This window comes from Kitasatospora sp. NPDC056783, from assembly GCF_042789895.1.
In the GTDB taxonomy this organism is placed as follows: Bacteria; Actinomycetota; Actinomycetes; order Streptomycetales; family Streptomycetaceae; genus Kitasatospora.
In genome coordinates this window covers 1-9,454 of the sequence record NZ_JBHUAF010000344.1, presented here as the reverse complement: position 1 = coordinate 9,454, position 9,454 = coordinate 1, and the positions used below count along the sequence as shown (strand labels likewise).

The 9,454-nt window shown below is 75.8% G+C and carries 8 protein-coding genes, 1 pseudogene and 1 riboswitch; of the genes and pseudogenes, 6 read left to right on the top strand and 3 right to left on the bottom strand.

Annotation, left to right across the window (positions count from 1 at the left end; genetic code table 11):
- From ACFRMQ_RS32675 to ACFRMQ_RS32665, 3 genes and pseudogenes are all read left to right on the top strand, one after another.
- Positions 1 to 1,012 (top strand): annotated as a pseudogene (locus ACFRMQ_RS32675) (hypothetical protein); the annotation flags it as partial.
- A gap of 7 nt (positions 1,013 to 1,019) precedes the next feature.
- Positions 1,020 to 2,060 carry an N-acetylmuramoyl-L-alanine amidase gene (locus ACFRMQ_RS32670; protein WP_380734358.1) on the top strand — a complete coding sequence of 347 codons (1,041 nt, stop codon included), beginning with the start codon at positions 1,020 to 1,022 and terminating at the stop codon, positions 2,058 to 2,060.
- A 214-nt stretch (positions 2,061 to 2,274) separates the two neighbouring features.
- A complete protein-coding gene (locus ACFRMQ_RS32665) occupies positions 2,275 to 3,165 on the top strand; it encodes a hypothetical protein (RefSeq protein ID WP_380734357.1) in 891 nt (296 codons plus the stop codon).
- Between the two features lie 83 nt (positions 3,166 to 3,248).
- On the opposite strand, the gene ACFRMQ_RS32660 is transcribed toward ACFRMQ_RS32665, so the two are convergent.
- The 3 genes from ACFRMQ_RS32660 to ACFRMQ_RS32650 all read right to left on the bottom strand — a co-directional run bounded on the left by ACFRMQ_RS32660 (position 3,249) and on the right by ACFRMQ_RS32650 (position 6,491).
- The gene (locus ACFRMQ_RS32660) at positions 3,249 to 4,310 is read right to left on the bottom strand and encodes a prenyltransferase (protein WP_380734356.1); all 1,062 of its coding nucleotides are present in this window, start codon (positions 4,308 to 4,310) and stop codon (positions 3,249 to 3,251) included.
- Entirely contained in the window at positions 4,307 to 5,050 is a 744-nt protein-coding gene (locus tag ACFRMQ_RS32655) for a class I SAM-dependent methyltransferase (protein ID WP_380734355.1), read from the bottom strand. Before ACFRMQ_RS32655 ends, ACFRMQ_RS32660 begins: the two co-directional genes overlap by 4 nt.
- Before the next feature lie 130 nt (positions 5,051 to 5,180).
- Positions 5,181 to 6,491 carry a glycosyltransferase family 4 protein gene (locus ACFRMQ_RS32650; RefSeq protein ID WP_380734354.1) on the bottom strand — a complete coding sequence of 437 codons (1,311 nt, stop codon included), beginning with the start codon at positions 6,489 to 6,491 and terminating at the stop codon, positions 5,181 to 5,183.
- Between the two features lie 233 nt (positions 6,492 to 6,724).
- Between ACFRMQ_RS32650 and ACFRMQ_RS32645 the strand changes: the two genes are divergently transcribed.
- The 3 genes from ACFRMQ_RS32645 to ACFRMQ_RS32635 all read left to right on the top strand — a co-directional run.
- Entirely contained in the window at positions 6,725 to 7,357 is a 633-nt protein-coding gene (locus tag ACFRMQ_RS32645) for a TetR family transcriptional regulator (RefSeq protein WP_380734353.1), read from the top strand.
- 135 nt (positions 7,358 to 7,492) lie between these two features.
- A riboswitch (cobalamin riboswitch) is annotated at positions 7,493 to 7,576 on the top strand.
- Between the two features lie 108 nt (positions 7,577 to 7,684).
- A complete protein-coding gene (locus ACFRMQ_RS32640; RefSeq protein ID WP_380734352.1) occupies positions 7,685 to 8,926 on the top strand; it encodes a prenyltransferase/squalene oxidase repeat-containing protein in 1,242 nt (413 codons plus the stop codon).
- The coding region (locus tag ACFRMQ_RS32635) for an SCO2322 family protein (RefSeq protein WP_380734351.1) at positions 8,926 to 9,454 on the top strand (529 nt) is incomplete at its 3' end. The genes ACFRMQ_RS32640 and ACFRMQ_RS32635, both read left to right, overlap by 1 nt.

The following is a 9,454-nucleotide window of genomic DNA, read 5'->3' as shown; positions in this document are numbered from 1 at the left end:
GCCCCCGGCCGCGCCCCAGCCGCCCGCGCCGGGCGCCGTCGGCGACCAGGGCCCGCCGCTGGGCGCCCGCCCGTCCCTCGCCGGCTCCCGCGACCACGACCCGCCGACCGCCCGGCTGTCCCCCGTCGCGCCCCCGCCGCCGGCCGCCCCGCCCGCGGCGGCACCGTTCCCCTCCCACCCGGGCCCGCCGGCCCCCGGCTACGGCTACCCGTCGCAGCCGCCCGCCGCCCCGCCGCAGCCCCCGTACGGCGCCCGGCCCGACCATCCGACCGGCCACGGGGAGGACGGCGGCCGCCCGGCCGACCGCCGGACCCCGCTGCTGATCGGCTTCGCCCTGCTCCTGGTGCTGGCGATCGGCGGCGGCCTGCTGTTCGCCGTCCGCGGCGACGGCGACAAGGACGCCCAGGCCGCCCCCGAACCCACCCCGGCCTCCGCCCCGGCGACGGGCCCGGAGAACCCGCCGCCCGCCCCCACCGGTACGGACGCCGCCCCGAGCGCGAGCGCCCCGGCGACGCCGGCCACCCCCTCCCCGAACGCGACCGCCGCCGGCCCCAACGCCAAGTCCCAGGCGCAGTCGCTGGACGGCCTGCTCACGGACGGCGAGAACGCCCGGGCCTCGATCAGCAACGCCGTCGCCAAGGTCAGCAGCTGCCCGTCGAAGACCGACATCGAGGCCGCGGCGCAGGTCTTCGACAGCGGCGCCTCCCAGCGCGACGGCCTGCTGACCAAGCTCGCCGCCCTGAGCGTCTCGGACCTGCCGGGTGGCGCGGACGCGGTGAGCTCGCTCAAGTCCGCCTGGCAGCTGTCCGCGGACGTCGACCGGGCGTACGCCGCCTGGGCGCGCGCCGTCGCCGCCCAGGGCTGCTCCGGCCGGGCACCGTCCACCGCCGACAAGAAGCACGCGGACGAGCTCAACCCGCAGGCCACCCAGGCGAAGGCGGACTTCCTGAACAAGTGGAAGCCGATCGCGACCGCCTACGGCATCACCCCGCCCACCTCGGACAGGATCTGACCGACCAGTGCCCGGTTCCGCCCCTCGCCCGCCCCGCCGCTCCACCCTGCTGCGCGCCACCACGGCGGCGGCGGTGGCCGTTCCGCTCTGCACGGCGGGCTGGTTCGGCTGGCGGGCCCTCGACCACTCCGACCCGACGGGCGCCACGGCGGCCCCGGCCATCGCGTCCGCGGGGCCGGTCCCGGCCGGGACCGCCTCCGGCTCGCCCCTCACCCCTCCCGTCACACCGCCGCCGACCGCCGAGGCCGCGCCCGAACCCCCCGCTCCGGCCGAGACACCGAGCGAGACCCCGGGCGGGACACCGGCCGAGACCCAGGGCGGGACACCGGCCGCCCCGATCACCCCGGCCGCCTCCGCCCCCGCCGCCGGTGCGGCCGGCCTGGCCGGCCGCACCGTGCTGCTCGACCCCGGCCACAACCCCGGCAACTCCGCGCACACCGCCCAGATCAACCGTCAGGTGGACATCGGCAACGCCCGCAAGGAGTGCGACACCACCGGGACCGAGACCAACGCCGGCTACACCGAGGCCGAGTACACCCTGGACGTCTCCCGCCGGGCCCGCGCCATCCTGACCGCCCGGGGCGCCACGGTAGTGCTCACCCAGGACGGTGACCGCCCCTGGGGCCCGTGCATCGACGAACGCGCCCGCGCGGGCACCGACGCGCACGCCGACGCCGTCGTCTCGGTGCACGGCGACGGCGGCCCGGCGGGCGGCAGCGGATTCCACGTCATCATGCCCGCCAGGGTGGTGGCCGGTAAGGCGGACAACGCGGCGATCGTCGAGCCCTCGCACCGGCTCGGCCTCCTGCTGCGCGACCGGTTCCACGCCGCGACCGGTGAGCCGTACGCGGACTACCTCGCCAAGGACGGCCTGGACACCCGCTCCGACCTGGGCGGCCTCAACCTCTCCACCGCCCCCAAGGTGTTCATCGAGTGCGGTAACATGCGCAACTCGGCGGACGCGAAGCGGATGACGGACCCTCAGTGGCGCCAGCAGGCGGCCCAGGGGATCGCCGACGCGCTGACCGCGTTCCTGACGACCCAGTAGAAGACCGAAGCCCCGCAACGGAGTTGAGCCACACGCCCGCGGCGGGCGGCACTCCGCCCGGAGCGCACGGTTTGCAACGACTTCGCCCCATTCCCGAGCCCGCCGTGCACCGGTGGGACGGTTGGGCCTAGGCTTCTGGTCCGTTCGGGAGTTTCGGCCGGTCAGCCCGACCGCGCGAGCCACCGACCACGACACGTCAACGAGGGGAACGTTAGTGAATCTGCGCGCTCTCACCAGGGGAGACGCCGCCGTCGCAGGCGGGGCCGTCCTGCTCTTCATCGCCTCCTTCCTGCCCTACTGGACCGTGGACTGCAGCGGCCGGTACTGCGGGAACACCTCGCAGAACGCGTGGAGCACCGAACTCTTCCCCGTCCTGCCCTCGATCTACCTGCTGGGCATCGTCGCCGCCGTGCTGATCCTGGTGCAGCGCTTCCAGGGCGCGGCCGCCGCCACCCGCCAGGTGCTCGGCCTGCGGCTGGACCAGTGGGGCATCGCGTTCGCCGTGGCGGCGCTGTGGACCTCGGTCTGGTCGCTCGGCGGCGGCCCGTCCTCCGGCAGCTTCGGCCACGGCTTCGGCGCCTGGCTCGGCCTCGTCGCGCTGGTCGTGATGGCCGGCGCGGCCGCCGCGAGCCCCCTGGTGCCCGCGCTGAAGGCCCCGCTGGTCGCCGACCGCCCGGCGGCCGTCCCCGGCCAGTACGGCTACCCGGGCCAGCAGGGCGCGCCCGGCCAGTACGGCTACCCCGGCCAGGTCCAGGACCCGGCGTTCGGCGGCCAGGGCGGCTACGGCTACCCGGGCGCCGGCCAGCCCCAGCCCGTTCAGCAGGGAGCGGCCGCCCAGCCGCACGACGCCGCCCCGGCCCCGCAGCCGACCCCGGCCGCCCAGCCGGCGCCCGCCCCGGCGGCGGACTTCCAGCCGTTCTGGTTCGCCGTCCCGGCCCCGCGCCGGCTGGCCCCGAAGGACAACCCGGCCGGCGCCCCGGTCGGGGAGGTCGTGCCGGGCACCTGGTACCTGGCCGTCGAGCAGCGCGGCGCCGCACTGGTGGCGCAGCTGCCGGACGGCAGCCAGGGCGTGCTGGCCGACACCACCGGCATCCAGCGCGGCTGACGCGGCCGCGCGGACCCGGAAGGGGCGGGACCGGTTCTCCGGTCCCGCCCCTTCGTCGTACCCGCCCCTTCGCCGCGCCCGCCTCAGCAGCAGTCCTCGACCACCAGTCCGGTGGGCAGCTGCTCCCCGCCGAAGACCGCGACCGTCGCCGGGTCCCCGCCGAGCGCGGCCACCGCGAGCAGCAGCGCCCCGGCCGTCCAGGTGGTGCGCTCCTCCGGCCAGATCGCGTCGTCCTCGAAGACGTACCCGGTCCAGTACGAGCCGTCCTCGTGCCGCAGGTGCTTCTGGATCCAGCGCAGGATGTCCACCGCGCGGTCGGACTGGCCGATCGCCCAGAGCGCGAGCGCCAGCTCGGCGCTCTCCCCGCCGGTCACCCACGGGCGGTCGCTGACGCAGCGCACGCCGAGGCCGGGGACGACGAAGCGCTCCCAGTCCCGCTCGATCCGCTCCAGCGCCGCGTCGCCGCGCAGGCCGGTGCCGAGCACCGGGTAGTACCAGTCCATCGAGTAGCGGTCCTTGTCCAGGAACCGCTCGGGGTGGTGCGCCACGGCGTGCCCCAGCCACCCGGCCGCGAGCTCCCAGTCGGGCTGCGGCTCCTCCAGGTAGTCGGCGATGGCCAGGCCGCAGCGCAGCGCGTGCAGGATGCTGGACGAGCCGGTGAGCAGCGCCTCGCCGGTGGCGGCGCCGTCCTCGTCGACCCGCCAGGCGATCGGGCCGCCGGGCAGCCGCAGCGCGACGATGAAGTCCAGCGCGCGCCGGACGACCGGCCAGATCCACTCCAGGAAGGCGTCGTCGCCGGTGCTGAGGTGGTGGTGCCAGACCCCGACCGCGACGTACGCGCAGAAGTTGCTCTCCTTGGCCCGGTCGGTGACCGCGCCGTCGGTGTAGGCGGCGTACCAGGAGCCGTCCGGGTTCTGGGCGGCGGCGAGCCAGCGGTAGGCGGCCTCGGCGGCGGCGTGCTCGCCGGCCGTGTCGAGGGCCATCGCGGCCTCGGTGTGGTCCCAGGGGTCGAGGTGGTGGCCGGCGAACCAGGGTATGGCGCCGTCCGGGCGCTGCTCGGCCAGGATGCTGCGCACGGTGTCGGCGGCCTGCTCGGCGTCGAGCACCCCGTCGAGCAGCAGCACCTCGGGGACGGCGGCGGTCATGCCGACCCGCCCGGCGCGCGGTTGGGCTTGGCGGCGTACGCGACGAAGCTCTTGCCGATGGCCGGGTTGAGGGCCCGTTCGGCGGCCTTGGTGAGGGTGCTGATCACCGGGGTGCCGACGATGTCCCAGACCAGCAGCCGGTGGTAGGCCTTGACCGGCAGCGCCTTGTCGTTGTCGACGCCGACCGCGCACTTGATCCACCAGTACGGCGAGTGCAGCGCGTGCGCGTGGTGGGTGCCGTACGGCTCCAGGCCGGCGTCCTTGAGCTTGCCGAGCAGTTCGTCGCCCCGGTAGATCCGGATGTGGCCGCCCTCGTTCGCGTGGTACTCGTCGGACAGCGCCCAGCAGATCTTCTCCGGCAGCCAGCGCGGCACCGTGACAGCGAGCAGGCCGCCGGGCTTGAGGACCCGGAACATCTCGTCGAGCACGCCCCTGTCGTCCGGGATGTGCTCCATCACCTCGGAGATGATGATCTTGTCGAAGTACTCGTCCTCGAACGGCAGCGCCAGCGCGTTGCCCTCCATCGCGACCGCCGACGCGCCCTCGGGGGCCTCACCGGCCTGCTCCATGGCCGCGAACCACTTCTTGACCTCGGCGATCTCCTCGGCGTTCTGGTCGAGGGCGGTCACATTGGCGCCGCGGCGGTAGCACTCGAACGCGTGCCGGCCCCCGCCGCAGCCCAGGTCGAGCACCCGGTCGCCGGGGGCGAGCGGGAAGCGCGAGAAATCGACGGTCAGCACTACAGGACTCCCATTCCTTTTGCTACCAAGCGTTCTTGACGCTTCGTCACGCTTCGTCAGCCTCGTCGGAGCGGACCCGACCCGCCGTCACCGAACCGGCGGCGACGGGGCGGCGGCGACGGGGCGGCGGCTAGGCCACGTACCGCCAGCCCGGCCCCGAGCGGGCCCGGGCGCCGGCCCCGGTGGCGATCGCCGCGCGGTACGCCCCGGCGGTCAGCTCGGCGGCCCGCTCCCAGGTGAACCGGGACAGCACCCGCTCCCGTCCGGCCGTGCCGAGCGCGGCCCGCAGCTCCGGGTCGTCCAGCAGCCGGCCGAGCGCGCCGGCCAGCGCGTCCGCCTCCCCCGGCGGCACCGCGAGGCAGGTCTCCCCGTCCGGGCCGGCCACCTCGGGGATCGCCCCGCCGGTGGTGGCGACCAGCGGGGTGCCGGTGGCCATCGCCTCGGCGGCGGGCAGCGAGAAGCCCTCGTACAGCGAGGGGACACAGGCCACCTCGGCCGAGCGGTAGAGGTCGACCAGCTCCTGGTCGGTCAGCCCGCTGCGGAACTCGATGTGCCCGGACAGCCCGGAGCGGCGCACCGCCTCGGCCACCGGGCCGTCCTCCTTCTGCGGCTTGCCGACCACCACCAGGTGGGCGTCCCGCTCGGTGCGGACCTTGGCGAGCGCCTCGACCAGGAAGACCAGGCCCTTGAGCGGAACGTCCGCGCTGGAGGTGGTGACGATCCGCCCCGGGACCCGGGCCACCGCGTCGGACGGCGACCAGAGCCGGGTGTCGGCGCCGATCGGCACCACCGAGATCGCGCCCGGCGCCGCGCCCAGGTGCTCGGCGATCTCGCGCTGCGAGGTGCCGGAGACGGTGATCACGTGGTCCAGCCGGGCCGCGACCCGGCGCTGCATCCGGGTGAAGGCGTACCAGCGGCGCAGCGAGAGCCGCTTGCCCCGGGTGGTGGCGGCGTCCAGCTCCAGCTGCCGGTCCACGGTGATCGGGTGGTGGATCGTGGTGACCAGCGGGAAGCCGTGCCGGGCCAGGCCCAGCAGGCCGTAGCCGAGGGTCTGGTTGTCGTGCACCACGTCGTAGCGGCCCTTGTGGGCGGCCAGGTAGCGGCGGGCGCGCAGCGAGAAGGTGAGCGGCTCGGGGAAGCCGCCGGTGCGCATGGTGGCGAACTCCAGCAGGTCCACCGGGCCGCGGAACTCGTCGCGGGCGGGGGTGCGGAAGGGGTCGTCGGCGCGGTAGAGGTCCAGGCTGGGCAGCTCGACCAGGCGCACCGAGCCGGGGCCCTCGACCTCGTCCAGCACCGGGTAGGGCTGCGCGCCGATCACGTCCACGTGGTGGCCCAGCCTGGCCAGCTCGCGGGAGAGGTGCCGTACGTACACGCCCTGGCCACCGCAGAAAGGGTCCCCGCGGTACGAAAGCAGGGCAATCCGCAGCGGCTGCGCGGTCATCCTGGGCCCTCTTCTCTGACTGCCGTCTGTGCTGCCGGACGCGTCGTCCGGTCGCTAAAGTAGATCAGGTTTCAGTGGCTGGGGAACTCGTGGTCGACCACGTGAACCATGAGAGACCTCGAAGATACCGGCCCGTAGCTTTTCCTCAGGAGGCAGGGCTGGTGATTCCCGCCACGCCGAATCCTGCCGACTCCGTGGAGCACACCGCCACTCTCGCCCGCCCGGGAGCACCCTTGCCGTCGCCCTCTCGTCCGGTTCCGCCGCCGGCCCCGCCGTCCCTCCCCGCCGCGGGCGAGCCGCCGCTGACCGCACGGCAGGCCGAACGGCGCCGGCGCATCCTGCGCGCCGCCACCGCGCTGGCGGTGCGGGGCGGGTACGAGGCGGTGCAGATGCGGGAGGTCGCGGAGAGCGCGCAGGTCGCCCTCGGCACGCTCTACCGCTACTTCCCGTCCAAGGTGCACCTGCTGGTCGCGGTGATGCTGGAGCAGTTGCAGGGCCTCCACGAGCACATCCGGCGGCACCCGCCGACCGACCCCGAGCCGGCGCCGCGGGTCGCCGACACCCTCACCCGGGCCTTCCACGCGCTCCAGCGCGAACCGCTGCTCGCCGAGGCGATGGTCCGGGCGCTGTCCTTCGCGGACCGCTCGGTCGGGGCCGAGGTGGACCGGGTCAGCGCGGCCACCGGGCAGCTCATCCTGGACGCGATCGGCCAGTCCGGACCACCCAGCGAGAGCCAGCGCGCGGCGGTGCGGGTGATCGAGCACACCTGGCACTCGGCGCTGGTCGCCTGGCTCTCCGGACGCGCCTCGATCGCCGAGGTACGGGCCGACCTGCACACCGCGGCCCGGCTGCTCACGCTGCCCTGAGCCGTCCGCCCGGCCAGCCGTGAGCCTCCGCCCGCCCGCCCCGGACTGGAACCTGTTCCTGCCGCGGCCGGGCCGCCGGCGCGCTCCGGCGGCTAAAGTCGACGGGCAGCACAACTCCATCCCGTTCCTCCCCCGGGGAAAGCCGGTGCGAATCCGGCGCTGACCCCGCAGCCGTGAGTCCGGCGCCGCGCTCGGCCGCCCGGACGAGTCGGAGCACCCGGGGAGGCGCGAGCGGCCCACCCGGACGCACTCCGCCCGGCACCGTCGAGGACTACGGAACGGCCCCCGCCCGGGCCACCACCGCTCACCGAAAGGCACACCCGCACCATGCTGACCGCCGCCCGCCTGGGCGCCGCCGCCCTGTCCGCCGCACTGCTCACCGGCCTCGCCGCCGGACCGGCCCTGGCCGACGTCCCCGCCCCCGCCCTCCCGGACGGCCTGTACGGCAAGAGCGACCCGACGTACGACGGCGTCTGGCGGCAGTCGCTGGCGCTCACCGCCCTGACGGCGGCCAAGGTCACCCCGGCCGACTCCGCGGTCGGCTGGCTCACCGGTCAGCAGTGCGAGGACGGCGGCTGGCCCTCCTACCGGGCGGCCGGCGCGGCCTGCGACGCCACGTTCGAGGACAGCAACGCCACCGCCGTCGCCATCCAGGCCCTGATCGCCCTCGGCGGCCACCAGGACGCCGTCGACAAGGGCGTCGCCTGGCTCAAGGCCCACCAGAACGCCGACGGCAGCTGGGCCTACAACCCGGGCAACCCTGGCGACGCCAACTCCACCGGGCTCGCCGTCAACGCGCTGTTCGCCGCCGGGACCGACCCGGCGGGCGTCGCCAAGGCCGGCAAGTCCGCCTTCGACGGGCTCGCCCTGTTCCAGCTCGGCTGCGCGGCCCCCGCCGACCAGCGCGGCGCCTTCGCCTACCAGCCCGACCCGGCCGGCGCGCTCACCCCGAACGCCCTGGCCAGCGGCCAGTCCGCGCTCGCCGCCGGCGGCGGGCACCTGCCGGTCGCCACCTCGGTGCGCGCCGACGCCGCGCCCAAGGCCCTCACCTGCGCCCCCGACGCCGCTGCCGCCCCGGCCCCGGTCGCGCACGCGGACTCCGGCGAGGCCGCCGGCGCCTACCTCACCGCCCAGCTCGCGGCGAACGGCGACCACCTCAGCCTCGTCACGCCGGGCGCCGAGCCCAAGCCCGACTACACCGCCACCGCCTGGGCCGCCCTCGCCCTCACCCAGAGCGGCCACCCCCAGCAGGCCGCCGGCACCGTGGACTGGCTCGCCAAGGAGGGCGCCGCCTGGACCAAGGACGGCAGCGACGCCGGCGCCACCGCCACCCTGCTGCTGGTCTCCCAGGCCGCCCACCGCGACACCGCCGCCCTGACCGGGCAGCTCACCGCCCTCGGCCCGGCACCCAAGGCCAACGACGCCTCCGCCACGGCGACGGCGACCGCCCCGGCGAAGAAGAAGGACGGCGGCATCGGCCAGTACTGGCTGATCGGCGTCGGCCTGCTCGTCGGCGTCGGCGGCGGCCTGCTCCTCAGCCTCCAGCGCAAGCGCAACACCCACCTCTGATGCGCCCCGCCTCCCACGCCGCTCCCGGCGGGCCGGGCCCCGGCCTGCCGGGCGGGGGCGCACGACCCGGCCCGCCCGGTGACGGCGCCCGCGCCCGCCGCCGCACCGCCCTCGCCGCGCTGCTCCTCCCCCTCCTCGGGGCGGTGCTGCTGCTCGCCTCCGCCGCTCCGGCGCAGGCCGCCGGGTACCGGTACTGGTCGTTCTGGCGCGGCGCCGAGGGCGGCAGCTGGACGTACCAGCAGCAGGGGCCCTCCGTCGCGGTGCCGCCGGACGGGGCCGTGGACGGGTGGCGGTTCGCGCTGAGCCCGGACGGCGGGCAGGACGCCGCGAAGCCCCGGACGGCCGGGAGCTTCGCCGACATCTGCGCGGACACGCCCGCGCAGGAGGGCCGCAAGCGGGTGGCCGTCGTGCTGGACTTCGGCACCGCCGAGGACGCCGGCTCCGCCGCCGGTTCGTCCGTCTCCGGTTCGTCCGTCTCCGGTTCGTCCGTCTCCGGTTCGTCCGTCTCCGGTTCGTCCGTCTCCGGGT

What these genes read in the sequence shown, in the direction of transcription:
- ACFRMQ_RS32660 (WP_380734356.1), bottom strand. Translation starts at nt 4,310, where the DNA reads ATGACCGCCGCCGTCCCCGAGGTGCTGCTGCTCGACGGGGTGCTCGAC.
- ACFRMQ_RS32650 (WP_380734354.1), bottom strand. Translation starts at nt 6,491, where the DNA reads ATGACCGCGCAGCCGCTGCGGATTGCCCTGCTTTCGTACCGCGGGGAC.
- ACFRMQ_RS32640 (WP_380734352.1), top strand. Translation starts at nt 7,685, where the DNA reads ATGCTGACCGCCGCCCGCCTGGGCGCCGCCGCCCTGTCCGCCGCACTG.